This is a genomic window from Sphaerisporangium melleum (assembly GCF_014646695.1).
Taxonomy (GTDB): domain Bacteria; phylum Actinomycetota; class Actinomycetes; order Streptosporangiales; family Streptosporangiaceae; genus Sphaerisporangium; species Sphaerisporangium melleum.
On the sequence record NZ_BMNT01000004.1, the window covers coordinates 148322 to 171641 of the forward strand.

Here is a 23320-nt window from a genome sequence, read left to right on the forward strand (position 1 = left end):
TTGGACTGGTGCTGTTGCTGTCCTTCAAGCCGCACGCGATCACCACCGCGGCGGACCGGCCCGCCGCCGTCGCCCAGAACGGCGGCGGCAGCGGAGGGACCGCCCTGAGCGGCGACCGGTCCGCCCCGGCCTCGGGCGGGGACGACGAGGGCGAGCACGATGACGATGACGACGACGAGGGCGCCCTCCCCCCGGCCACCCGGCCCTCCACCGCCCCTAGCCGGCAGGGCGGGACCGGTGGCACCGGCGGTTCCGGTACGAGCGGCGGCAGGACGGTCACCGGCGACGTCGCCGACACCCGCTGGGGCCCGGTGCAGGTCGCGCTGGTGCTGTCCGGCCGCAAGATCACCGCGGTTCAGGTGCTGCAGTCGCCGCACGGCAACCGGCGGGACCTCGTGATCAACGAGCGGGCGCTGCCGATCCTGGAGCAGGAGGCGCTCTCCGCCCAGTCGGCCCAGATCGACACCGTCTCCGGCGCGACCTACACCAGCGACGGGTACGTCCAGTCGCTGCAGAGCGCCCTGGACCGGGCGGGCCTGTGATGCGGCACGTCGAACACGCCATGGGCACGGTCTTCTCCTTCGACATCCGCGACTTCGACGCCCAGCACACCGGCGACCGCAATCTCGGCACGACGGCGGGCGATCCGGCGACACGGAGCGCCTGCGATGGGACGGAGAACGCGACGGTCGAGGCGGCTGTGGCGGAGGCCGTGGCGTGGCTGCACTGGGTGGACGCCACCTTCTCGACCTACCGGCCGGACAGCCCGGTGAGCAGGCTCGGCCGGGGCGAGATCGGCCTGGCCGACTGCCCGCCGGAGGTCGCCGAGATCCTCGGCCGGTGCGCGGAGGCGGCCGAGGCGACCCGCGGGTACTTCACCGCCTACCCGGGCGGGCGCCTGGACCCCGCGGGCATGGTCAAGGGCTGGGCCATCGATCGGGCGTCGGACATCCTCATCCGGGCCGGGGCGGTGAACCACTGCGTCAACGGCGGCGGGGACGTCCAGCTGTCCGGAACGGCCGGGCCCGGACGCCCGTGGCGGGTCGGCGTGGCCCACCCGTCGCGTCCCGGTGCCCTGGCCGCCGTGGTCGAGTCTCCGTACCGGCACGCGGGCGGGCGGTTCGCGGTGGCCACCTCGGGGACGGCCGAGCGCGGGCCGCACATCCTCGACCCGCACACCGGCCGCCCGGCGTCCGCGCTGGCCTCGATCACGCTGACCGGGCCGAGCCTGACGATGACCGACGCCTACGCCACGGCGGCGTTCGCCATGGGCGACGCCGCCATGGACTGGGTGACCGGGCCGGCGGGCGTGGAGGCGTTCGCGGTGACCGCCTCGGGCGGCACCTGGCGCACCCCCGGCTTCCCCCTCGCGGAGCCCGCGGAGCTCGCGGCCGGTACGCCTCGGCCGAGAGCGTGACGGTGATCCTGCACGGATGAGGTGAGTACGCCCGGCTACCGGGAACGGTGAGCGGAGTGCCCTTTGGGAAGGCACGCCGTGCGCGGTGGCCGCCGCGCGCCCGTCTAGGGTGGAAGTGATCGCGCGAGCCGGTCGGCCGCGGCCGTCCCGCGCGAGGGACACGCGTGCCGCCGACGCAGGAGGGGTCCGATGAACCGGCTCAAGGACGCCACGAGCCCGTACCTTCTGCAGCACGCGGACAACCCCGTCCACTGGTGGGAGTGGGGCGAGGAGGCGTTCGCCGAGGCGCGCAGGCGCGACGTGCCGCTGCTGATCTCCGTCGGCTACTCGGCCTGTCACTGGTGCCACGTGATGGCGCACGAGTCGTTCGAGGACGCCGAGACCGCGCGGATGATGAACGACCGGTTCGTCAACATCAAGGTCGATCGCGAGGAACGTCCCGACGTGGACGCCGTGTACATGAACGCGACCACCGCCATGACCGGCCAGGGCGGCTGGCCGATGACCGTCTTCGCCACCCCGGACGGCCACCCGTTCTACGCCGGCACCTACTTCCCGCGGCAGCGGTTCCAGCAGCTCCTGGCCGGGGTCGCCCAGGCGTGGACGCAGCAGCGCGACGAGGTGATCGGGCAGGGCGCCAAGGTGGTGGACGCGCTGAGCCAGGGCGGCGACCTGCCGGGCGGGGCGGCGCCGACGCACGAGGTGCTGGAGCACGCCGTGGCCGACCTGGCGCGCACCTTCGACCCCGCGCGGGGCGGGTTCGGCGGCGCGCCGAAGTTCCCGCCGTCCATGGTGCTGGAGTTCCTGCTGCGCCACGGCACCCCGCAGGCCATGGAGATGGCGGGCCGGACGCTGGAGGCGATGGCGCGCGGCGGCATGTACGACCAGCTCGGCGGGGGTTTCGCCCGCTACAGCGTGGACGCCGGCTGGGTGGTCCCGCACTTCGAGAAGATGCTGTACGACAACGCCCTGCTGCTGCGGGTGTACGCGCACTGGTGGCGGGCCACCGGATCTCCGCTGGCCCGGCGGGTGGCCGTCGAGACCGCCGAGTGGATGCTGCGCGAGCTGGGCACCGCCGAAGGCGGCTTCGCCTCGGCGCTGGACGCCGACAGCGAGGGCGAGGAGGGCCGCTTCTACGTCTGGACGCCGGACCAGCTGCGCGAGGCGCTCGGCGAGGAGCCCGGCGCGTGGGCGGCCTCGGTGTTCTCCGTGACCCGCGAGGGCACCTTCGAGCACGGCACCTCGGTGCTCCAGCTCCTGTCGGACCCGGTGGACCGGGAGATGCTCGCCGACGTGCGGGCGAGCCTGCTCGCGGCCCGGTCCGCGCGGGTGCGGCCGGGCCGGGACGACAAGGTGGTGGCCGCCTGGAACGGGCTGGCCATCGCCGCCCTGGCCGAGGCGGGCGCGCTGTTCGACCGGCCCGACCTGGTCGGCGCGGCCCGCGCCGCCGCCGAGCTGCTGGTCCGGGTCCACCTGGACGGCGGCCGCCTGGCCCGCACCTCGCGGGACGGCCGGGCGGGGGCGAACGCCGGGGTGCTGGAGGACTACGCCGACGTCGCCGAGGGGTTCCTGACCCTGTACGGCGTGACCGGGGAGGCCCGCTGGTTCGAGCAGGCGGGCGCCCTGCTGGAGACGGTGCTCGACCGGTTCCCGGACGGGCGCGGCGGGTTCTACGACACCGCCGACGACGGCGAGCGGCTGTTCCAACGCCCGCAGGACCCGACCGACGGCACGACCCCGTCCGGGCAGAACGCGGCGGCGGGGGCCCTGCTGTCGTACGCCGCGCTGACCGGGTCGTCCCGGCACCGCGAGGCCGCCGAGGCCGCGCTCGGCACGGTCACGACGCTCGCCGACCGGCACGCGCGCTTCGCCGGGTGGGGCCTGGCCGTGGCCGAGGCCGCGCTGGCCGGGCCGGTCGAGGTGGCGATCACCGGCGCGCTCGACGACCCGCGGACGGCCGCGCTGCACCGGGCGGCGCTGATGGCCGGTACGCCGGGCACGGTGATCGCGCTCGGCGACGGCGACGTGCCGCTGATGGCGGGACGCGGCCTGGTCGACGGCCTTCCGGCCGCGTACGTGTGCCGGAGTTTCACCTGCCGCGCCCCGGTGACCACCCCCGCCGACCTGTCCAGAGAGCTGAACACCACCCCCTGAAGCCCTTGGCCGGGCCGCGGGTCAGCCGGGTGGGCCGACGGTCTCTACCGGGGCGTCGGGGACCTGCGGGCCGCCGTCGGGGCCGCCGCCGTCCGGGTTCCCGCCGTTGGGATCGCCCCCGTTGGGACCGCCGTCCGGGCCACCGCCGTTCGGATCGCCGCCGTTCGGGCCTCCGTCGGGCGGCCCCTTCGGGTCGCCGGGGCCCTGGTCCGGCGGCGGGGTCGCGTCCGGCGGCGCGTCCGGCCCGGTGGGCTGCTCGCCCTGCGGCGCGCCGTTGTCGGGCCCGCCGTTCCAGCCGGTGTCGTTCCAGCCGCCCTGACCGTCCTGCCCCCAGCCGTCGCCGCCGTAGGGGTCGTAGCCCTGCGGGCCGGGGAAGTCCTTGACCGGCTTGCCGGCCATGGCCTCCGACATGAACGCCCGCCACACCCGCGCGGGCAGCGACCCGCCGTACAGCGCGCCGTACCCGGGGACGCTCACGGTCTTGTTGTCGTCGCGGAACATGTTCACCGCGGTGGAGAGCTGCGGGGTGAAGCCGACGAACCAGACGGCGCTGGAGGAGTCGCTGGTGCCGGTCTTGCCCGCCACCGGCCGGTCGTACAGCCGGGCCGCGGCGCCGGTGCCGCCCTGGACGACCTGCTCCATGGCGTAGGTGGCGTCCGCGGCGGTGCCCTCGCTGAACGCCCGGACACCGTGCGCGGTGAACTTCCTGGTCGTGCCGTCCGCGTCGGTCAGCGACCGGATGACGTGCGCCTCCTTGTGCACGCCGCCCGCCGCGAAGGTGGCGAACCCGGACGCCTGCTGCACGGCGCTCACCGACGCCGTGCCCAGCGGGAACGTCGGGTAGTCCTTCTGCTTGACGATCTGACCGGCCGGGATGCCCACGGCCTCCGCCGTCTTGGCGACCTTGCCGAGCCCGACCTTCTGCCCGAGATCGACGAAGGCGGTGTTCACCGAGTTGCGCGTCGCGTCGACCAGGTCGATGGCGGAGCCGTAGGAGGCGCCGCCGGAGTTGGGGATCGGCTGCTTGGCCGAGGCCACGCGGATGGGCGAGTTGCCCTCGACCCGGGTGTTGAGGTCGTAGCCGTTCTCCAGCGCGGCGGCCAGCGTGTACGGCTTGAAGGTGGACCCGGCCTGCACCTTGGCGGAGAAGGCGTTGTCGTACTGGTTGGCCTGGTAACTGCGGCCGCCGTAGAAGGCGACGACCTCGCCGGTGTCCGGCACGATGGCCGCGAGGCCGGTGCGCACCTTGTTGGAGGTGTCCTCCGGCAGGGTCTCCTTGACGGCCCGCTCGGCGGCGGCCATGAGCTTCTTGTCGAAGGTCGTGGTGATCTTGAGCCCGCCCTGCTCGATCTGCTCGTCGGTGTAGCCGCGCCGGTTCAGCTCGGCCCGCACCTGCGCCAGGATGTACCCCTTCTGGCCGGTGAGCGTGAGCGGGTTCTTGCGCTTGGCGAACGCGGGGAAGCGCTGCTCGGCGGCCTGCGCCGGGGTGAGCGAGCGCGTCTGCACCATGGCGTTGATCACCGCCGTCCAGCGGCCCTGGGCGGCGGCGAGGTCGGCGCCGCGCGGCGAGGCGAAGCGGGACGGCTGCTGGATCACCGCCGCGAGGTAGGCGCCCTCGGAGACGTCGAGCTCGTCGACGTCCTTGCCGAAGTACGCCTGGGCGGCGGCCTGGACGCCGTACGCGCCGCGGCCGAAGTAGATCGTGTTGAGGTACTGCTCCAGCACCCACGCCTTGGACTTCGACTGGTCGACCTTGAGCGCGATCAGGATCTCTTTGAGCTTGCGCGTGGCCGACCGCTCCTGACTCAGCCCGCTGTAGTAGTTGCGGACGAGCTGCTGGGTGATCGTCGAACCGCCCTGGATCTGGCTGCCGGTCACCGTCGACCACATCGCCCGGGCCGTGCCCTCGATCGACACGCCCTGATCTTGGTAGAAGGTGCGGTTCTCCACCGCGATGACCGCGTCTCGTACGTGCTTGGGCACCTCGTCCAGAGGCACGTTCTTGCGGTTCACGCCTTCCCGGGCGAGCACGGTCTTGCCGTCCCGGTAGTAGATCAGCGACCCCTGGGCGGTCGCGTTCTTCTGCGTGGTGTCGGGGATCGGCGTGAGCACCCACGCGACGGCGAACAGCCCGAGCAGGCCGAACACGACGACCCCGCCGGCGATGACGAAGCTGCGGAGGAAGCGCCGTCCGAACCGGCGCCTCCGGTCTGCGTCCCGCACGGCCCCACCCCCCGATCTCCTACCAGCCATACCCCGTGAGCTGGACGGATCGTCCTACGGTAAATGATACGTAACGATGCCCCGGCCATCGAGGCCCGAAATGACGCCTTCGCACCGACCGGCCGGCGGGCCGTCGTCACCTGGTCGAGAACGCCCGCTCGTCGGGCCGGCGCTAACGGTCGCGGCGCCGCGGGACATCGGCGACCAGGGGCAGCACCCGGTACGCGACCGGCGTGTCCAGCGCGATCACCGACGACGTGCGCACCACCCCCTCCACGTCCACGATCAGGTCGATGACCCGTTGCAGATCGGCGTTGCTGCGCGCCACCACGCGGCACAGCATGTCACCGCCGCCGGTGATCGTGTGAACCTCCAGCACTTCCGGTATGGCCGCGAGCAGCCCCGCTACCGGTTCATGCCCGCTCACCTGCCGGATCTGCAACGTGACGAAGGCCGTCACCTGGTAACCGAGCGCGGCCGGGTCGATGTCCGGCCCGAACCCGGTGATCACCTTGCTCGCGGTCAGCCGGTCCAGCCGCGCCTGCACCGTGCCGCGCGCCACGCCGAGCCGGCGTGACGCCTCCAGAATGCCCACCCGCGGCTCGGCGGCGAGCAGCGCGATGAGCCGTGCGTCCAGATCGTCGATCGACATGCTGTACAGGATTACCGGTCGATCGGGGGCTCGGCTAGGCAAACTGCCCACCGAATTCGGCAACGCTTGCGCATTCCAGTCATTCCATCCCAGAGTGGCCCCATGAGCGATGTATTTCCCGTACACGGCATGGACTCGGTGGTGTTCGCCGTGGGCAACGCCAAGCAGGCGGCCCACTACTACTCCTCGGCGTTCGGGATGCGCCTGGTCGCGTACAAGGGACCCGAGACCGGGAGCCGCGACGAGGTGGCGTACGTGCTCACCTCCGGCAGCGCCCGGTTCGAGCTGCGCGGCTCGGTGCGCCCCGGCACCGAGATCGCCCGGCACGTGACCGAGCACGGAGACGGCGTGATCGACCTGGCACTCGACGTGCCGGACGTCGAGGCCGCCTACGCGCACGCCGTGGCCGCCGGCGCCCGCGGGCTGGCCGAGCCGCACGTCGTCGAGGACGAGCACGGCAAGGTCGTCACCGCCGCGATCGCGACCTACGGCGAGACCCGGCACACCCTGGTCGACCGCGCCAACTACAGCGGCCCGTACCTGCCCGGCTACGTCGCCGCCGCGCCCATCGTCGAGCCGCCGGACAAGCGGTACTTCCAGGCCATCGACCACTGCGTCGGCAACGTCGAGCTCGGCAAGATGGACGACTGGGTGGAGTTCTACAAGCGCGTCATGGGCTTCACCAACATGGCGGAGTTCATCGGCGACGACATCGCCACCGAGTACTCGGCGCTGATGTCCAAGGTCGTGGCCAACGGCACCCGCAAGGTCAAGTTCCCGCTCAACGAGCCGGCCGTCAGCCGCAAGAAGTCGCAGATCGACGAGTACCTGGAGTTCTACGGCGGCCCGGGCGTCCAGCACATCGCGCTCGCCACCAACGACATCGTGCGCACCGTCGAGCGGATGCGCGCCGCCGGGGTCGAGTTCCTCGACACGCCCGACTCCTACTACGACGACCCCGAACTGCGCGCCCGCATCGGCGACGTCCGCGCGCCGATCGAGGAGCTGAAGAGGCACCGCATCCTGGTGGACCGCGACGAGGACGGCTACCTGCTGCAGATCTTCACCAAGCCGGTGCAGGACCGGCCCACGGTGTTCTTCGAGTTCATCGAGCGGCACGGCTCCCTCGGCTTCGGCAAGGGCAACTTCAAGGCGCTGTTCGAGGCCATCGAGCGCGAGCAGGCCCGCCGCGGCAACCTCTGACCCCCACGGCCTCCCCCGGGGACACCCCCCGCCCCGGGGGCACTCCCCCGGGACACCCCGCGAGCCCGCATCCGGGCCATCGCGCCCGGTGTCCCGGGGCCACCTCCGGGAACCCACCCCTTTCCGGAGGCCCCCGGGGACGCCCCCTTTCCCCCGGGGAACCACGCCGGTCCCCGGGAGTCCGCGGCGGATCCTTCCGGATCGCCCCCTCCCGGACCACCGCGGATCCTCCCGGGGACCGGCGTCCCACGACCGGGCCGTCCTCATTGACCGCATTCTGCGATTCCGGTTACCGAAGTTTGGCGGCGCGGCTTCCCGGCGATCACACAGGCATGACATCACCGGGGGGCGATGACCCACCCCACGACGGTCCCGGCGCGTACGGCGGGGGCGCGCGGCCCTGGGAGGGGTACGACCAGGACGGCCCGCCGTACGGGCCCTGGGGCGCAGCGCTCGGCGGCCGGGGACGCAGGCTGGTCGCGGGCCTGGTGGACCTCCTGATCGTCGGCCTGCTGACCTCGCCGTTCTCCCGCACCATCACCGAGCGCGCCGCCGACGGCACCCTGGACACCGTACGCACGGGCAGCGGCCTCGGGGTCGTGGTGATCTGGTTCCTGTACTTCTGGCTGTTCACGGCGTTCTGGAACGGCCAGACCCTCGGCAAGCGGCTGCTCGGGCTCCGGGTCGTGCAGTCCCCGAGCCAGGAGCCGGTGACCGCCCGTCAGGCCGCCATCCGCGAGGCCGTGTACGGCCTGCTCGGGGTGATTTTCTGCCTGGGTGTGGTCGACCTGCTCTGGATCGTCTTCGATGGAAAGAAGCAGGCACTACATGACAAAGCGGCGTCCACCATCGTCGTAGAAGCCTGATGACCTGCGCCTCCTCACATAGGCTGCTGCACATGCGCTTCACGGCTCGACGGCGGATGACCGCCCTACTGACGGTGACCGTCCTTTCGGCCGGAGCCTGTGCGGCGTCCAACGGCGCGACCGCGCCGAGCGCCGCCCCCGGCAAGTCCGGCGCGCAGCCGCCGGCCGCCGAGAACGAGCTGATCGGCGCCGCCGGCATCGGCGATCCCGACTTCCCGGCCGACGGCAACGGCGGGTACGACGTCGAGAACTACACGCTCAAGCTCTCCTACGAGCCCTCGGCCACCCGTCTGGCGGGCACCGCCACCGTCCGCGCCCGCGCCATCCAGGGCCTGACCCGGTTCGACCTCGACCTGCACGGATACACCGTCCGCAAGGTCACCGTGGACGGCTCGCCCGCGACCTTCGCGCGCAAGGGCGACGAGCTGGTCATCGACCCGGCGTCCCCGCTGGTCAAGGGCGCGGCGTTCACCGTCGCCGTCACCTACGACGGCAAGCCCGACCCCGTCCGCAACTCCTCCAACCTCGGCACCTACGGCTTCATCCCCACCAAGGACGGCGCGTTCGTCACCAGCGAGCCCAACGGCGCCAAAACCTGGTTCCCCTGCAACGACCACCCGGCCGACAAGGCGACCTTCGACTTCGACGTCACGGTGCCGAGCGGCCTCACCGTCGTCGCCAACGGCGAGATGCGCGGCGCCCCGGTCACCTCCGGCGGCCGCTCGACGTTCTCCTGGCGCGAGGCCCACCCGATGGCGACGTACCTGGCGACCGTCACCCTCGGGAAGTTCCACGTCAAGACCGGCAAGAGCGCGTCGGGCATCCCGGTGTTCGCCGCGACCGACCCGGCCTATGCCAAGTCGCTGGACCAGCTGTACGCCATCTCGGCCAAGGTCACCGACTACTGGTCCACGGTCTTCGGACCGTACCCGTTCTCCTCCACCGGCGGGGTGATCGACGACTTCTCGGCCGGCTACGCCCTGGAGAACCAGACCAAGCCCATGTACGGCGGCTTCCAGCCCGACCAGGGCATCGTCGCCCACGAGCTGGCCCACCAATGGTTCGGCGACAGCGTCAGCATCACCCGGTGGAAGGACCTGTGGCTGAACGAGGGCTTCGCCACCTACGCCGAGTGGCTGTGGACCGAGCACACCGGCGGCCAGAGCGCCGACAAGACCTTCCGGGACTACTACTCGGCCAACGACAGCGAGATGTGGCGCTACCCGCCCGGCGTGGCCCAGCGCGAAGACCTGTTCAACAACTCGGTGTACACCCGCGGCGCCATGACCCTGCAGGCCCTGCGCCTGAAGATCGGCGACGACACGTTCTTCAAGCTGCTGCGCACCTGGACCGACCAGCACAAGTACGGCGGCGCCACCACCACCGACTTCATCACCCTCGCCGGAAAACTCTCCGCCCGCGACCTCACCCCCCTCTTCGACGCCTGGCTCTTCAAACCCACCCGCCCCACCCTCCAGTAACCAGTGCGGCCTGGAGAAAGCGCTCGATCACCCAGGGCCCCTGAGTGGCGCGGGCGGCTCTGTGTGCCCGGCGGACGAGTCACCAGAGATGATCTCGGTGTTCTGGCTTCCGTGCCTCCAGCGCGCCCAGACGGTCTTGCCGTGGCCGTCGGCGAGCGGGGTGATCCCGTGATCGTGCGCGAGGGCGGCGACGATGGCGAGGCCACGGCCGTGGAGGGCGTCGAGGCCAAGGTCGAGGTAACGCGGCTGGTCGGAACCGTGATCGGTCACGCGGACACAGAACTCTCCCGGCACGGCCCACAAGGAGAGCCGGATCGGAGCTTCCCCGTAGGTCACCGCGTTCGCCAGCAACTCACTGACGGCCAGGACGACGTCATCCGCGAGATCGCGAAGGTCCCAGGCGATCAGGGTGTCAACAACGACGCGGCGGGCCTTGCCGACCATCGCCAGGTCGTGTGGCAGCTCCCAGCAGACGGTACGAAGACCGTCCGGTGTCTCTGGCATCAAGGCTCCTTGCCGAGTGCGTGGGGTACGCAGGGGTGGGTGAGATGTCGGGTCGGACCGGTCAGCCGCGGGTGAAAAGACGTCGGCTTCGCCGCCCGGCCTCGTGGTCCGTTCGGCCTCGCGCATGAGGCGGCACAGTTCGTCCGTGGCCCGCGCTTCAATGATCAGCGGCTCAAGGGCAGGCCAGGTGGCGATGGCGTAGAACCGGCGCGTGCCCACGCCGTACATGACCGCCCAGCCGGGCTCCAGCAGGTCCAACAGGTGGGCGGCGGCTTGTTCGGCCAGATCCCACTGCCGCCGAACAACGTGCTCGAACCCCGCCCCCTGCCGATGACGCCCTTTCGCCCGTGGCTGGTGGCCGTACCTGTTCACACAACCACCCCTTCCCGGTACGGCTCGTCTATGCCGCAGCTCGGTGACGGCGATATGCGCGGATAAGGTACGACATCGGCATACAAAGGTTTAGAGCCGTGCCGGTATCGGGTGCTGAGCGGCCGCTCAGGCCACCAACACTCACAAATATCGCGCGCTTTTCCATTAGGGTTTTGCACTAGGTCGCACCTCCGACGTGCGATCAAGGTCCTGCCAGGCGGGGCAACGCCTGGCAGGACTCCCCTTCTCGCGTCATACTGATGCGGGCGCCATTTTTATGCAATACCCAAATCGGAACATCTACAAAATTCCGCTGTGCGGCTTTTGCAAGAGATACGGCGATTTGAGCAGAGGAGTGGAGCGATGGCAACACAGAGCCCGACATTGAAACGACGCCAACTGTCCGCTACTCTCCGCCAGCTGAGAGAAGAAAACGGACTTACATCCACCGAAGCCGCCAAGCGTCTCGAATGGGCTCCCAGCAAGCTGACAAGGATCGAACGCAATGAGTGGAAGCTGCCCAACGTCCACGACGTCCGCCTCCTGCTCGACCTCTATGGCGTGACCGATCGACATCAACGAGAGTCCCTCCTCACCCTCGCGCGCGAGTCACGCCAGCGGGGCTGGTGGGCGGAGTACAAGGATGTCTTTCGCAGCAACCTCCCAGCCTTCGAGGTCGGCGCTTCCCTCATCCGAACGTACGAGGTAGTCCTCATCCCCGGACTGCTCCAAACGCCGGCGTACACGGCGGCGGTCTTCAGAGGCGGCCAAGTGCTGGACGAAGTCGTCGTCAATCGGCATGTCGAAGCCAGGATCGCTCGCCAGAAGATCCTCAGTCGCGAGCAGCCGCCATCGCTAGTGGCGATCATCGATGAGGCGGCACTACTGAAGGCGATAGGCGGCCGAGAGGTCATGCACGCCCAGCTTCGGCACCTCATCGAGATGGCATCCCGTCCGAACATCACCATCCAGGTCATCCCGAACGCCGTCGGCGCACACCCGGCTCTGACGGGAGGTCCCTTCGTCATTCTGGACTTTCCGAGCGATCGGAGCCTGGTCTACATGGCAACGGCGACCGACAGTCTCTGGCTGGATAGACCTGAGGAGTATCAGCGGTATAGCCTCATATTTACCCACGTGTCGACATCTGCGCTCTCCGCAGAGGAGTCGACGCAGCTCATAGCCGCGATTATGGATCAACACAAAAGGTAGGCGAAACGTGGACGAAGGCATGCTCGCCTGGCAGAAGAGCAGCTACAGCGGCACTGACGACAACTGTGTCGAGGTGGCACGCCTTCCCTTGGGAGGCCTGGCCATCCGGGACAGCAAGAACCCCACCGGCCCGGCGCTGCGATTCACCGCTGGCGAGTGGCACACGTTCATCACCGGCATGAAGGCCGACCGGTTCGCGTAACCAGCCCCAGGCGTGGGCGTTGCCTTCTGATCAGCCAGTACCTATCTGTCAGAACTTCACGAACAACTAAACAAGGAACAGAGGCGACACAGTGGACCACAGCGCCCCACTCGCCTGGCGCAAGAGTGCTCGAAGCACCTCGAACGACAACTGCGTGGAAGTGGCGCTTCTCCCCGAGGGCGGAACAGCCGTCCGGGACAGCAAGAACCCAGGCGGACCAGTGCTGCACTTCACCGCCAGTGAGTGGTACGCGTTCCTCACCCTCATGAAGGCCCATCGGTTCACCGGCCCAACGATGTACGGTTCGGGGTCGGCAGCCGAGCAGTGCCCGGCCCCGAGAGTCGGTTGATCTGATCACGAAAGCATCCTGGCCATCCCAGCACTCGTGAGCAGACGGCGGAGATCACGGTAACGTCGTAGCAGCGGCGGTTCCTGCTCTCTGGCCCATCGGCACAGGTCGCCTCAGAGATCGCCGCGTCCGCGACCATCGTGACCTCCGCGGCCAGAACCGTCGGCGACCGGCATCGGCCCTGCCGCGTGAGGTGTCAGGGGTTCGCCGGGGGGAGGCGGAGGGCTGGGTGGTCGCGGAGGTGGCGGCGGGAGTGGATGCCGAGTTTGCGGAACACCCTCTGCAGATGGGTGTCGACCGTGCGGGGGCTGAGGAACAGGCGGGTGGCGATTTCGTTGGAGGTGGCGCCGGTGGCGGCCAGCCTCGCGATGTTCGCCTCCTGCGGGGTGAGCTGATCGCCATACGGCCGGCTGCGGCGTACGTGCTCGCCGGTCGCGCGTAGTTCGGCCGCCGCCCGCCGGGCGAGGGCGTCGAGGCCGGAGCTTCGGCTCAGGTCCAAGGCTGTGCGCAGCTGCGTCCGGCAGTCCTTGCGTCGTCCGGCGCGCCGTAACCATTCGCCGTACAGCAGATGGGCTCTGGCGCGGTAGGGCACGAGGTCGACGCGCGACAGGTGTTCGACGGCCTCCTGGTAGTCGTCCTCCCTGCCGGTCACCAGGCCGCGCGCGTAGGCGGCGATTCCCAGGCCGGTGGGCGTACCACCGGCCGTCGTACGCTCGGTCAGCGCGGACAGGGCGGCGACGGCTTCTTCTCGTGCGCCGCATCGCACCGCCGCTTCCACCAGTTCGGGCAGCGACATCCCGGCGAGGAACAGATCGTCGTGCGCCACGGCCCGGCGGGCGGCGGTGAGCGCGGCGGGGTGGTCGCGGAGGCTGTTGTGGAGCACCGCCGTGGCCCAGTGCAGGTTCGCGAGCAGTTGACCGGAGTGGCCTTCGCCGGCTGCGGTCGCGAACAGCCGCAGTCCCTCCGTACGGTGCCCGCGCATCGCGGCCAGGTGCAGCCGGTGGTACCAGACCGACGGTGTACCGGTCGCATCGGCGATGGCCTCCTCCTCGGCCACCGCGACAGCGGCCCGCGGCAGATCGCCGGCGAACGCGGCGCTCGACGCGAGCTGGCCCAGCCCCAGTTTCAGCCGGAGCGACGAACCCGACCGCCGGCTCTCCCGCACCAGCCGGTGTGCGATCTGGGCATGCGTGTCAGGCTCCCAGAGCTCTGAGGCGATCATGGCGGCGAGGGCGGGACGCCGGACCCAGAGGGGTTCTCGCCCCTCGTCCCCGTGCAGCACCGCGCGCAGTGCCGGGACCCCGATGCGATGCCCCTTATCCGCCAGTAGCGCCAACGCGTCCAGCACGTCGAGCGGGTGCCGGCCGGATGTGTCGGAGCGCGCCAGCGACAGGACTTCGTCCATCATGTTGGTCGCACGCCCTACGACGAGGCTCATCTCCAGCGCGTCGACCATCGCCTCCCGGGAGCCCACCGGGTCGACGCGTTCGAGGGATCGCGCGGCGTCCAGCATGAATCGCGGGCCGTCGGCGTCGCCTCTGCGGGCGAACGCCAGCCGCCCTCTGAGCAGCTCGTACCGGCCCCGGACCGTCGCGTCCATGCCGGGGGTGACGATGCTTCTGAGCAGGCTCGCGGCCGCGTCGAGCGCCCCGCTTTCGAGAAATAGCGACACGGCGGAGAGTCCGCGTTCGATCCGCGTCCCGGGATCGAACGAGAGCTCGGCCGCTCGTTCGAGGAAGACGGCCGCCGCGTTGATGCCGCCGCGGCTTCGCGCCCTCGCCGCGGATCGATCGAGTTCCTTGGCGACGTCTTCGTCGGGGCCCGCGCATGCCTGGGCGAAATGCCATGCACGCCGGTCCGGGGCCGTAGAGGCATCGGTGACCTCGGCCAGGGCCAGGTGGGCGGCACGACGGGTCTGGACGTCGGCGGTGCGGTACGTCACGGATCTCGCCAGGGGATGGCAGAAACGGATGCGGGTGCCGAACTCGATCAGCCCGCTCATACCGGCCAGCGCGCTGCCGGTCGGTATGTCGATCTCCAGTAACCGTGCCGCAGGCCAGAGCAGACCGGGATCTCCCGTGGGGTCGGCACTGGCGAGGATCAGCAGCCGGCGTGCCTCGGCCGGCAGGTCGCGCAGCCGTGACCGGTAGCTCTTCTCGATCTGTGAGGTCACCGATGTCGCCTTCGGGATCGTGAATCCGCCGGCCCGCGGCAGTTCGAGAAGGGCGAGCGGATTACCCCGGGATTCCGCGATGAGACGTTCGCGAACCTCGGGGTCGAGCGCGGGGTCGGCGCCGTCGAGGAAGAACTGCGCTTCGGCTTCGGAGAGCCCGTGCACGGCCTGTTCCGGCAGGGCACGGAACTCGTCGCGCTCGGCGAGCGATCGCATGGCGAAGATCATCGCTATCGGCTCCGTCTCGATCCGCCGGGCGGCGAAGATCAGGGCCCGCGCGGAGGCCGAGTCGACCCATTGAGCGTCGTCCGTCAGACATATCATCGGCCGGTCGGCGGCCGCGGCGCTGAGCAGGTTGAGGACGGCGAAGCCGACCCGGGACGGGCCCGTACGCCCCTCGGACAGGCCGAACGCGGTGTGCAACGCCTCACGATGCGCGGCCGGGAGCTCCGCGGCGTACTCCAGCACCGGCAGGCAGAGTTGGTGCAGCGCCGCGAACGGGACCTCGCTTTCGTACTCGGTGCCCGAAGCCCGCAGGACGCGGAGATCCGCCGTCACCCGCACGTGGTGCAGCAGGGCGCTCTTGCCGACCCCCGCCTCGCCGTGCAGGACGATCGCCCCGCCGTGGCCGAGCCGTGCTCCGGAGACCAGCGCTTCCAGCCGCTTCTTCTCCTCCGCCCTGCCGATCAGCACGTTCGGCCTCGCCCAACCGGTCCGCATGGCGACAACGTATCCCAGCGGACCCGGCTGGAGAGGTTCGCCGGCCTGAGCGTACGTAACTTCTGCGGAGGCGGGTGGCCTGGGCCGGGTGGAAGGGTGAGCGTGCCTGTACCACCTGAAGGGAAGATCACATGACGGCAACGCATAACCGCCCGTATCAGGTCGAACGCCCATCGACGCGGGCGGATCAGATCGGCCGGGTGTTGATGGGAGTGGACGCCCTCCTGACGCTGGGCGCGCTCGCCACAGGGTTCGCCTTGGTGGCGGCCAGCGATGACGCGCACCTGCTGACGGAGATGTGGCGCACGCTGGGGTACATCATCTTCGCCGGCCTCTGGGCGATCATCGCCGTCCAGCCGAGGCGGCAGTGGGGGATCTGGGAGCTGTTGCTGGTGCACAAGGTCGCCATCACCGCCTTCGCGCTGTTCAACCTGAACGTGGAGGGAGGTCTGCAACACGTCCTGATCGATGGCTGGCTGGTGGTCAGCACAGGGCTGGCCTACGTGCTCTGCCGCGGATGGCAGGCCTGGCGTCCCTTGCTCCAGGTCCCTTCTCAACCTTGAGACCTTGAGAGGAGTGCTCGGCGCGCCAGGGTCTCAATGCGGCCTTCCAGCAGACGCGTCAGCCGAAGATGAGTTTGTAGCCGTCGCGGCGCAGGCCGGTGAGGACCTCTTCGCAGTGGACGGGGCCCTTGGTCTCCAGGTGGAGCAGCACCTCGGCCTCGTCCAGGTGGAGCCGGGGGTCCACCCGCTCGTGGCCGACGTCCAGGACGTTCGCCCCCAGATCGGCCAGGCGCCCGAGCAGGGTGGCCAGCGCGCCGGGACGGTCGGGGAGGCGGAGCCGGAAGGCCAGGTAGCGCCCCGCGGCCGACAGGCCGTGCCGCAGCACCCGTGACAGCAGCAGCGGGTCGATGTTGCCGCCGGAGAGCACCGCCACCACCGGCGGCTCGAAGGCGTGCGGCCATCTGAGCAGGGCGGCGACGCCCGCCACGCCCGCCGGCTCGACCACGAGCTTGGTGCGTTCGAGGCAGAGCAGCAGGGCCTGGGACAGGGTCTCCTCGGAGACGGTCACCACGCTGTCGACCAGGTAGTGGATCATGTCGAAGGTGATGTCGCCCGGCCGGCCGACAGCGATGCCGTCGGCCATGGTGGAGGCCGGTTCCACCACGACGGGGTGCCCGGCCGCGAGCGATGCGGGGTAGGCGGCGGCCCGCTCGGCCTGTACGCCCACCACGCGCACGCCGGGGCGCATGGACTTCACCGCGAGGCCCACCCCCGCGGCGAGCCCGCCGCCGCCGACCGCGACCGTGATCGTGCCGACGTCGGGGAGCTGGTCGAGGATCTCCAGCCCGACGGTGCCCTGACCGGCCACGATGTCGGCGTGGTCGAAGGGGTGGATGAACACCGCCCCGGTCTCCTCGGCGTGCTCCTTGGCCGCGGCCAGCGCGTGGTCCACGGTCGTCCCGGTGAGCACCACGTCGGCGCCGTACGCGCGGGTGGCCTCGATCTTGGGCAGCGGGGCGCCCTGGGGCATGAACACGGTCGCCTTGCAGCCCAGCAGCCCTGAGGCCAGCGCGACTCCCTGGGCGTGGTTGCCGGCGCTCGCCGCGACCACGCCCCTGGACCGCTCCTCTTCGCTGAGGCGGGCGATGCGGACGTAGGCGCCTCTGACCTTGAACGAGCCGGCCCGCTGGAGGTTCTCGCACTTGAGGTAGACCGGGCCGCCGATCAGCTCGGAGAGCACGCGGGAGTGCAGCAGCGGAGTGCGGACCACGACGTCCTGCAGCAGGTCATGGGCGGCGACCACGTCGTCGTAGGTCACCTGAGGGTGCGCCATGCCCGAAGTCTCCCACCCTGGGCCTGGCCGGGTACGCACCGCCCCGCCGATCACCCTGCGGCGGCGATCATCCGGTGTCTCCCTCCATGGTCATTCATGTACTTTCAGGTCTTTGCCCGACGACATCGGCTCGTCATCGACGGAGAAGTCGCCGGCCGCTACGGCTCTCGGCCCGCTGGGACCGTCGTGGTCAGTTGGCGGAGGCGGGGCTGGGCCCGCGTGCCGGGGAAGCGGACGTTGACTTCCAGGCCGCCGCCGGGGTTGGGGTGTGCGGTGAGGGTGGCGCCGTGGGCTTCGGCGATGGCGGCGACGATCGACAGGCCCAGTCCTGCGCCGTCGAACGAGCCCGTCCGGGTTCGGGTCCGGTCCATTCTGCGGAAGGGCTCGAACAGTTCGCCGATGCGGTCTTCCGGGACGGTGGGGCCGGTGTTACGGACGGTCAGCAGCCCTTGGGCGGACACTCGCACGTCGACCTCGCCACCGGGCCGGTTGTAGCGGACGGCGTTGTGCACCAGGTTGCCCACGAGCCGGGCGAGCAGTACCTCATCGCCGATGACGTCGAACGGCTCCGCGTCGACGCTCAGGGTCACGGCCTCGGCGGGGGTCTCGTACGCGACCTGCCGGACGAGGTCGGCGAGCGCCACCGGTTCGACCTCTTCGAGTCCGCGCTCGCCCTGGGCCAGCACCAGCAGGCCCTCGATCAGGGCTTCGCTGCGGGCGGTGATCTCCAGCAGCTGGCCGCGGACTCGGGCCAGCTGCTCGGGTGACGGGTCGTCCAGGCCCAGTTGGAGCACTGTGCGCTGGATGGCCAGCGGCGTGCGGAGTTCGTGTGAGGCGTTGGCGACGAACCGGCGCTGGGAGTCGGCGGCGTGCTGGAGTCGTTCCAGCATGCCGTCGAAGGTGTCGGCCAGGTCGCGCAGCTCGTCGGCCGGGCCGGCCAGGGCGATCCGTTCGTGCAGGTTGGACAGCGACAGCCTGCGGGCGGTGGCGGTGATGTGATGCAGGGGACGCAGCACGCGGCCGGCCAGCCGCCAGCTCACGATGACCGACACCAGGATCAGCACCGCCATGATGACGCCCGTGGTGATCCACTGATCGCGGAGCACCGAGGCGTTGAAGGCATGGAAGGTCTGCTTGATCACCATGGGGCCCGTTCCGGGGGCGGGGGTGCCTTCCGGCGGGACGCCGGTGAGGGGCGCCGAGGCCGTGGGTGTGCGACGCGCCAGCGTGTTCATCAGCACCAGGTTGCTGGTGACCAGCAGGATGACGCCGGTGGCCATGAACAGGCCGCAGTAGATGATGGTCAACCGTGCCCGCACGGTACGGCGGGTCACAGCCGGTACCCGACCCCGGCCTCGGTGTGGATGCACGGCGGGTCGCCCAGCTTGGCACGCAGCCGGTTGATGACGACGCGGACGGCCGTGGTGAACGGGTCGGCGCTCGCGTCCCAGGCCTGCTCCAGCAGCTTCTCCGCGCTGACCGGGGCTCCGTCGGCGCGCAGCAGGACCTCCAGCACGGCGAACTCCTTGAGCGACAGCGGAACGAAGCGCCCATCGCGGCTCGCCTGGCGCCTGTAGGTGTCCAGCACGATGCCGGCCCGCTGGAGGACCGGTGGGACGGGCGCCAGGCTGCGCCTGCCCAGGGCCTGGACACGTGCGGCCAGTTCCCCGAAATCGAACGGCTTGGGCAGGTAGTCGTCCGCGCCGATGCCCAGGCCCTCGATCCGCTCCCGCACCGAAGCCGCAGCGGTCAACATGATGATGCGGACATCGGCCCCGGACAGGGCCAGCCTCCGGCAGATCTCGTCACCATGCATCCCAGGCAGATCGCGGTCCAGCACCAGCACGTCGTAGTCGTGGACCGCGAGGTGCTCGTCGGCCGCCTCCCCGTCGTAGACGACGTCCACCGCCATGGCGAACTTGCGCAACCCCTCGGCGATCCAGTCGGCGAGAATCCACTCGTCCTCGGCCACCAAAATCCGCATACGGCGTCTCTAGCACGCCAGGTGTTGCGCCGGTGTTAGCCTCCAGGCTCACAGCCGCGCAACGCCACGACCGCCAACGTTGACGGCCATGAAGAAACGAACCGTCACCGCTGCGATCGCCGCGGTGGCCGCGGCCGCCCTCTTCGCGGGCGGGCTTCCCGCCACCGCGAACGGCGCCACCGGACGGCCGGCCGGCTGTGTGCAGACGGCCCCCTCGAACGGCCCGACGTCGCCGCAGTGGAAACCGACCACCATCACCACGCTGCAGCAGGCGTACTGGTGCATCTTCGACCACTACTACAGCGGCTCGGTCCTGCAAAGCCGCGCGCTGCTGGTCCCCGCCTTCTCCGCGCTCACGCGAGAGCTGCAACGTCGCGGTCTCGATCAGGCCGTCGCGAACATGCCCGCCCTGTCGGGTGACAGGACGGCCGACTGGGCCGCCTTCGCAGCCGTCTACACGAAGATCGAGAAGCGGCTGCCGGGCGACCCGGCCGTCCGCCAGGCGATCGCCGCGGCGACCATGCTCGGCATGGTGGACAGCCTCGACGACGACCACGCGAGGTGGCAGTACGGCCCGCCCCCTGCGCCGGGGCCGCTCGGCTTCAAGGTCTCCGGCGTGCAGTGCTGCACCCGCCCCGACCCCGCCGCGTCAGGGCCGATGTTCGTGACACAGGTGAAGCCCGGCTCACCGGCGGCGACCGCCGGTGTCCGTCCCGGCGACGAGATCATCACGGTCAACGGGGTTCCGCCGTACATCAACGGCACGATGCAGCCCGGCGTGCTGGACTGGATCGACAGCCCGAAAAGCCCGGTGACGCTGCGACTGCACCACCCGGCCACCGGCACGACCTCCAGCGTCACTCTCTCGCCGCCGACCACGCCGCCCGCACCGCCCGGCGGCTCCGCACCGCCACCGCCGAGCGTGAATTCCCGGCTGCTGAACGGCGACGTCGCCTACGTGCAGATGTCCGCCTTCGCGCCCGGCACGGCCGACCAGGTACTCGCCGCCATCGCCGAAATGCGCACCCAGGCCAAGCTGCGCGCAGTCATCCTCGACATGCGCGGCAACGGCGGCGGTCTGGGCGCCGAACTCGAGAAACTGCTGGGAGCCTGGGTACACGGCAAGCCGTACGCCTACTTCTGTGACGTTCGCTCCCGCTGCACGGCCCAATATCCTGACAACACCCCGCTGGTGCGCCTTCCCCTGACGGTTCTCACCGACCGCAACTGCGCCTCTGCCTGCGACATGTTCGCCGGCGCCGTCAAGGACCTGCGCCTCGGCACCCTGGTCGGCACCCGTACCGCGGGCTTCGCCTCCGGCCCTGTTCACGAGTACCGACTCGATGACAACAGCGCCCTGGGGCTCCCCAAGGCCCACAACCTCCAGGCCGGCAAGGAAGCCGCGGCCACCATCGGCGTAGCGCCCGACCACCAGGCCCCCCTGACCCCGGACGCCCTTTCCCGAGGCAAGGACCCCGCCATCGACCAGGCCCTCTCGCTCCTCCAGAACGACCATTGAGAAACCGATCAGGCGGCTTCTCTCTTCGAGGTGCAGGCTCCGCCATGCGCAGCCTGTACCTCGAAGCCGAGCACGACCTCGATTCTTCGGAACCGTTACATGTCAGGCGGAAGCCGTCCAGTAGCGGGTGGGGTGGATGATGAGGGCGGCGGCGCCGATCAGGCCGGCGTCCTGGCCGAGGCGGGCGGGCACGACGCGCACCCGCCGGGCGAAGTCCATGCGGGCGTGCGCGCGCAGCGCCTCCTCCAGCGGCTCGAACAGCGGCGGCCCGGCCTGCGACAGGCCGCCGCCGATGGTCACGATGTCCAGGTCGCACAGGTGGGTGGCCGAGGCGATGCCGATGCCGAGGGCGCGGCCGGCCCGGGCGAGGGCGCTCAGCGCGATCGGGTCGCCCGCGGCGGCGTCCGCCGAGAGCTGCCGCCCGCTCGCCGGGGCGGCCTCCTCGTACAGCCCTTCGGCGCGGGCGCCGGTGGCCCCCGGGACCCAGCCCTGGTCCAGCGCCCAGGCGGCCAGGCCGGGGCCCCGGGCGATGGCCTCGACGCAGCCCCGGCCGCCGCACCGGCAGGCGGGGCCGCCGGGGTCGACGACGACGTGCCCGATGTGCCCGGCGTTGCCGGTGCCGCCGTCGATCAGCCGGCCGCCGAGGATGAGGCCGCCGCCGACGCCGGTCGAGACGACCATGCCCAGCATGTCGGCGCTGCCCTGCCCGGCGCCGCGCCAGTGCTCGGCCGCGGCCAGGCAGATGGCGTCGTTGTGGACGCGCACGGGCAGGCCGGGGAAGCGCCCGGCGAGCCGGGCCCGCAGCGGGAAGGCACGCCAGCCGGGCATGTTCAGCGGGGAGACCGCCCCCTCGGGCCAGGTCATCGGCCCGCCGCAGCCGACGCCCACGCCGGTCACCCTGGTCGCCGGCTCGCGGGCGAGGACGGAGTCGATCAGCTCGGTGAGGGTCTTCCACAGGGTCTCGGCCTCGCCCCCGGGCGGGGTGGCCACCCGTTCGGCGGCGATGATCTCGCCCTCGGCGCCGACCAGCCCGGCGGCGAACTTGGTGCCGCCGATGTCGATCGCCAGCACCGCCTCGGGACCTCCGGCCCCGCCCCGGTCATCCGCCACCGTGACCCTCCCTGACCTCGTACGCCGCCGGTCCGCCTCCAAGGATCACACGGGGAGGCTTCAGCCCGGTTTGGGGGTGGTGCCGTTGTCCGGGGTGCTGGAGAAGACCAGGATGGCGGCGGAGAAGGCGTGGACGTGGTTGTGGCCGCCGACCGGGCCGACCTCGCCGGCGGCGAAGAAGCCGGCCATGCCGACGGGGCCGAGGGCGTCGTGCAGGGCGAGGGCGTCGTGGTCGGAGCTGCCGAACATCGCCGTGCCCCTGCCGTTGCAGGAGAACAGCAGCGCGCCGTCGCTGTGCCCGCGATCGGCCACGTGGGCGTCCAGCAGCGCGTAAAGGTCCTCGTCGGCCGCGGTGGCGTCGCGGACCTGGAAGCGGACGCTCTGCCCGATGTCGAGCACGTCACCGACGGCGACGGCCTCGCGTTCGGGGTCGATGCCGAGGATGCCGCGAATCAGGAAGTCGCCGCGCTCGTGGCTCTCGGCGTACTCGTCCATCGCGACGCCGATCTGCAGCCCGGAGGCGACCAGCTCGCGGTCGGCCTCGTCCAAGCCGCTGACGATGTCCTCCAGGCGGGCGAGCGCGGGCTGGCCGGCCAGTTCGAGCAGCAGGTTGTCCTCGGAGCGGGTGACGACCATGGTGGGGCCGATCGGCCGGCAGCCCTGGCTGACGACGGCGCTGACGTTGACCGGGCCGCTCAGCATGACGCCGATCGCCCCTTCGCTGTACATCTCGCCGCCGGCGAACAGGCGGACCGAGCCCTGGCCGCGCATGCCGTTGGCCAGGCCGCCGACGATCGGCAGGTCGCCGAGGACGTCGGAGGAGTGCTCGACGAAGGCGTCGGTGGGGAAGCTGTACGGATCGGCCAGCAGGATCGCCACCTTGTCGTCCGGGGCGCGGTCGGGCAGGCCGATGATCACGAAGCGGTCCTCCATGCGGAGGGTCTCCAGGGCGAAGGTGGTGGCGCGGCCCTCGCCGAGGCTGGCCGCCCACGCGCTGACCGACGAGGTCAGCTCGACGCCGCGGCCGTCGCCGATCACGCCGGTGGCGCTGCAGCCGATGACCTCGGCGCCCGGCGCCATGCGCGTGACGCGCAGGCCGGCCTGGGCGACCGCCTCGGGATCCTCTCCGCAGATGAAGAAGCAGATGAGGTCGGGGGGTCCCGACAGGCCGGAGAGCGCTTGGCGCACCGCGGCCTCCGCGGCGGCGACCAGGTCCGGGCCCACGGCGAGCCCGTCCGCGAACCGGCTCGTCAGCACCGCCACACGCCTCGCCTCCTCCACATGTCGCGAGTCGGGAAGTGTCGTACGTTCGCCCCTCTTAGCGGGATTCTCCCCACTACGGG

The 23320-nt window shown here is 70.9% G+C and carries 20 protein-coding genes; 11 read left to right on the top strand and 9 right to left on the bottom strand.

Annotated features, from left to right (window positions below):
• The 3 genes from IEY93_RS04830 to IEY93_RS04840 all read left to right on the top strand — a co-directional run.
• Positions 1 to 542 (top strand): FMN-binding protein (locus IEY93_RS04830; protein WP_229690866.1); only part of this gene is annotated, 542 nt, incomplete at its 5' end.
• Positions 542 to 1417 (top strand): FAD:protein FMN transferase, encoded by an 876-nt coding sequence (locus tag IEY93_RS04835; RefSeq protein WP_189161720.1) that lies wholly within the window; start codon positions 542 to 544, stop codon positions 1415 to 1417. The genes IEY93_RS04830 and IEY93_RS04835, both read left to right, overlap by 1 nt.
• Before the next feature lie 189 nt (positions 1418 to 1606).
• Positions 1607 to 3571: a thioredoxin domain-containing protein gene (locus IEY93_RS04840; RefSeq protein ID WP_189161721.1), complete on the top strand. Its 1965-nt coding sequence runs from the start codon at positions 1607 to 1609 to the stop codon at positions 3569 to 3571.
• Positions 3572 to 3592: 21 nt separating this feature from the next.
• Here IEY93_RS04840 and IEY93_RS04845 read toward each other — a convergent pair whose 3' ends face one another.
• Both IEY93_RS04845 and IEY93_RS04850 read right to left on the bottom strand, forming a co-directional pair.
• Positions 3593 to 5794: a transglycosylase domain-containing protein gene (locus tag IEY93_RS04845; RefSeq protein WP_229690867.1), complete on the bottom strand. Its 2202-nt coding sequence runs from the start codon at positions 5792 to 5794 to the stop codon at positions 3593 to 3595.
• A 172-nt stretch (positions 5795 to 5966) separates the two neighbouring features.
• Positions 5967 to 6446: an Lrp/AsnC family transcriptional regulator gene (locus IEY93_RS04850; protein WP_189161723.1), complete on the bottom strand. Its 480-nt coding sequence runs from the start codon at positions 6444 to 6446 to the stop codon at positions 5967 to 5969.
• A 102-nt stretch (positions 6447 to 6548) separates the two neighbouring features.
• Here IEY93_RS04850 and hppD point away from each other — a divergent pair, with 102 nt between their 5' ends.
• From hppD to IEY93_RS04865, 3 genes are all read left to right on the top strand, one after another.
• The gene (gene hppD, locus IEY93_RS04855; RefSeq protein WP_189161724.1) at positions 6549 to 7649 is read left to right on the top strand and encodes a 4-hydroxyphenylpyruvate dioxygenase; all 1101 of its coding nucleotides are present in this window, start codon (positions 6549 to 6551) and stop codon (positions 7647 to 7649) included.
• Between the two features lie 332 nt (positions 7650 to 7981).
• A complete protein-coding gene (locus IEY93_RS04860; RefSeq protein WP_189161725.1) occupies positions 7982 to 8515 on the top strand; it encodes an RDD family protein in 534 nt (177 codons plus the stop codon).
• A 32-nt stretch (positions 8516 to 8547) separates the two neighbouring features.
• Complete coding sequence (locus IEY93_RS04865) at positions 8548 to 9996, top strand: M1 family metallopeptidase (protein WP_189161726.1); 1449 nt, start codon at positions 8548 to 8550, stop codon at positions 9994 to 9996.
• A gap of 27 nt (positions 9997 to 10023) precedes the next feature.
• Here IEY93_RS04865 and IEY93_RS04870 read toward each other — a convergent pair whose 3' ends face one another.
• Positions 10024 to 10872 (bottom strand): ATP-binding protein, encoded by an 849-nt coding sequence (locus tag IEY93_RS04870; protein WP_189161727.1) that lies wholly within the window; start codon positions 10870 to 10872, stop codon positions 10024 to 10026.
• 363 nt (positions 10873 to 11235) lie between these two features.
• Between IEY93_RS04870 and IEY93_RS04875 the strand changes: the two genes are divergently transcribed.
• From IEY93_RS04875 to IEY93_RS04885, 3 genes are all read left to right on the top strand, one after another.
• Positions 11236 to 12084, top strand: a complete 849-nt coding sequence (locus tag IEY93_RS04875) for a helix-turn-helix domain-containing protein (RefSeq protein WP_189161728.1) — start codon at positions 11236 to 11238, stop codon at positions 12082 to 12084.
• A gap of 7 nt (positions 12085 to 12091) precedes the next feature.
• The gene (locus tag IEY93_RS04880) at positions 12092 to 12286 is read left to right on the top strand and encodes a DUF397 domain-containing protein (RefSeq protein WP_229690868.1); all 195 of its coding nucleotides are present in this window, start codon (positions 12092 to 12094) and stop codon (positions 12284 to 12286) included.
• A gap of 91 nt (positions 12287 to 12377) precedes the next feature.
• Positions 12378 to 12635 carry a DUF397 domain-containing protein gene (locus IEY93_RS04885; protein ID WP_189161729.1) on the top strand — a complete coding sequence of 86 codons (258 nt, stop codon included), beginning with the start codon at positions 12378 to 12380 and terminating at the stop codon, positions 12633 to 12635.
• Between the two features lie 196 nt (positions 12636 to 12831).
• Here the strand turns inward: IEY93_RS04885 and IEY93_RS04890 are convergent, their stop codons facing one another.
• The gene (locus tag IEY93_RS04890) at positions 12832 to 15528 is read right to left on the bottom strand and encodes an ATP-binding protein (protein WP_189161730.1); all 2697 of its coding nucleotides are present in this window, start codon (positions 15526 to 15528) and stop codon (positions 12832 to 12834) included.
• Positions 15529 to 15659: 131 nt separating this feature from the next.
• Between IEY93_RS04890 and IEY93_RS04895 the strand changes: the two genes are divergently transcribed.
• On the top strand, positions 15660 to 16091 hold the full coding sequence (locus IEY93_RS04895) for a hypothetical protein (RefSeq protein WP_189161731.1): 432 nt from the start codon (positions 15660 to 15662) through the stop codon (positions 16089 to 16091).
• Between the two features lie 58 nt (positions 16092 to 16149).
• Here IEY93_RS04895 and ilvA read toward each other — a convergent pair whose 3' ends face one another.
• From ilvA to IEY93_RS04910, 3 genes are all read right to left on the bottom strand, one after another.
• Positions 16150 to 17364 (bottom strand): threonine ammonia-lyase, encoded by a 1215-nt coding sequence (ilvA, locus tag IEY93_RS04900; RefSeq protein ID WP_189161732.1) that lies wholly within the window; start codon positions 17362 to 17364, stop codon positions 16150 to 16152.
• Positions 17365 to 17522: 158 nt separating this feature from the next.
• Positions 17523 to 18698, bottom strand: coding sequence for a sensor histidine kinase (locus IEY93_RS04905; protein ID WP_229690869.1), 1176 nt, complete (start codon positions 18696 to 18698; stop codon positions 17523 to 17525).
• On the bottom strand, positions 18695 to 19348 hold the full coding sequence (locus IEY93_RS04910; protein ID WP_189161733.1) for a response regulator transcription factor: 654 nt from the start codon (positions 19346 to 19348) through the stop codon (positions 18695 to 18697). The genes IEY93_RS04905 and IEY93_RS04910 overlap by 4 nt, the downstream gene beginning before the upstream one ends.
• A gap of 88 nt (positions 19349 to 19436) precedes the next feature.
• Between IEY93_RS04910 and IEY93_RS04915 the strand changes: the two genes are divergently transcribed.
• Complete coding sequence (locus IEY93_RS04915) at positions 19437 to 20867, top strand: S41 family peptidase (protein ID WP_189161734.1); 1431 nt, start codon at positions 19437 to 19439, stop codon at positions 20865 to 20867.
• A 102-nt stretch (positions 20868 to 20969) separates the two neighbouring features.
• On the opposite strand, the gene IEY93_RS04920 is transcribed toward IEY93_RS04915, so the two are convergent.
• Both IEY93_RS04920 and IEY93_RS04925 read right to left on the bottom strand, forming a co-directional pair.
• Complete coding sequence (locus IEY93_RS04920; RefSeq protein WP_229690870.1) at positions 20970 to 21977, bottom strand: ROK family protein; 1008 nt, start codon at positions 21975 to 21977, stop codon at positions 20970 to 20972.
• 60 nt (positions 21978 to 22037) lie between these two features.
• Positions 22038 to 23240, bottom strand: a complete 1203-nt coding sequence (locus tag IEY93_RS04925; RefSeq protein WP_229690871.1) for an FIST signal transduction protein — start codon at positions 23238 to 23240, stop codon at positions 22038 to 22040.
• Positions 23241 to 23320 lie beyond the last annotated feature (80 nt).

Excerpts from the sequence above, each read along its gene's own strand:
- IEY93_RS04890 (WP_189161730.1), bottom strand. The coding sequence starts at position 15,528 with ATGCGGACCGGTTGGGCGAGGCCGAACGTGCTGATCGGCAGGGCGGAG.
- IEY93_RS04910 (WP_189161733.1), bottom strand. The coding sequence starts at position 19,348 with ATGCGGATTTTGGTGGCCGAGGACGAGTGGATTCTCGCCGACTGGATC.
- IEY93_RS04895 (WP_189161731.1), top strand. The coding sequence starts at position 15,660 with ATGACGGCAACGCATAACCGCCCGTATCAGGTCGAACGCCCATCGACG.
- IEY93_RS04860 (WP_189161725.1), top strand. The coding sequence starts at position 7,982 with ATGACATCACCGGGGGGCGATGACCCACCCCACGACGGTCCCGGCGCG.
- hppD (WP_189161724.1), top strand. The coding sequence starts at position 6,549 with ATGAGCGATGTATTTCCCGTACACGGCATGGACTCGGTGGTGTTCGCC.
- IEY93_RS04835 (WP_189161720.1), top strand. The coding sequence starts at position 542 with ATGCGGCACGTCGAACACGCCATGGGCACGGTCTTCTCCTTCGACATC.
- IEY93_RS04865 (WP_189161726.1), top strand. The coding sequence starts at position 8,548 with ATGCGCTTCACGGCTCGACGGCGGATGACCGCCCTACTGACGGTGACC.
- ilvA (WP_189161732.1), bottom strand. The coding sequence starts at position 17,364 with ATGGCGCACCCTCAGGTGACCTACGACGACGTGGTCGCCGCCCATGAC.
- IEY93_RS04875 (WP_189161728.1), top strand. The coding sequence starts at position 11,236 with ATGGCAACACAGAGCCCGACATTGAAACGACGCCAACTGTCCGCTACT.
- IEY93_RS04915 (WP_189161734.1), top strand. The coding sequence starts at position 19,437 with ATGAAGAAACGAACCGTCACCGCTGCGATCGCCGCGGTGGCCGCGGCC.
- IEY93_RS04840 (WP_189161721.1), top strand. The coding sequence starts at position 1,607 with ATGAACCGGCTCAAGGACGCCACGAGCCCGTACCTTCTGCAGCACGCG.
- IEY93_RS04850 (WP_189161723.1), bottom strand. The coding sequence starts at position 6,446 with ATGTCGATCGACGATCTGGACGCACGGCTCATCGCGCTGCTCGCCGCC.